Source organism: Mycobacterium sp. 1274761.0, assembly GCF_001668615.1.
Taxonomy (GTDB): Bacteria; Actinomycetota; Actinomycetes; order Mycobacteriales; family Mycobacteriaceae; genus Mycobacterium.
Genome location: NZ_LZMC01000051.1, coordinates 1 through 528, shown reverse-complemented (window position 1 = coordinate 528; position 528 = coordinate 1). Strand labels below are relative to the sequence as shown.

General features: G+C 64.8%; 1 protein-coding gene. It reads right to left on the bottom strand.

Going from position 1 to position 528, the window contains the following annotated elements; genetic code table 11:
• Positions 1-289: DUF402 domain-containing protein (locus A5651_RS08485; RefSeq protein ID WP_231988622.1), on the bottom strand; the 289-nt coding region annotated here is incomplete at its 3' end.
• Positions 290-528 lie beyond the last annotated feature (239 nt).

Genomic DNA, 528 nt, shown 5'->3' with positions numbered 1-528 from the left:
CCCCGATGCGCACCACCAGGTCGAGGTAGTGGTCCTCGGACTGCCACACCTGCGGTCCGGGTGTGTAGCGGCCGATGTCGAGGTAGAAGTCCTGGTCGCGTTCATGGTCAGGGTTGAAGTAGAAGATCGAGGCACGCAAGCCCAGCGGCGGCAGCAGCCACGACTCCAGATAGTGGAACTGAGCGCGCCCGGGCGTCGGCCGGGCCATGTACAACCCCCACGGGGTGACCTTGTACTCGTCCACCGCACGTACGATCCCCTTCGGATCGGTGTTTGTGCGGGCGACCAGGTCGAACAGCTCGTGTTTGGGTGCGTGAATAGGGCAAGCATAGGCCCAGGGAAACGACCGGGGAATGACGCGGTGTCGGTGTGTGGTTCTACCCTGTGAACATGGCTTTCGCGACCGAACATCCCGTGCTTGCGCACTCCGAGTACCGCCCCGTCGAGGCGATGGTGCGCACCGGCGGCCGGTTCGAGGTCGTCAGCGAATACGCACCCGCAGGTGACCAGCCCGCCGCGATCGACGAG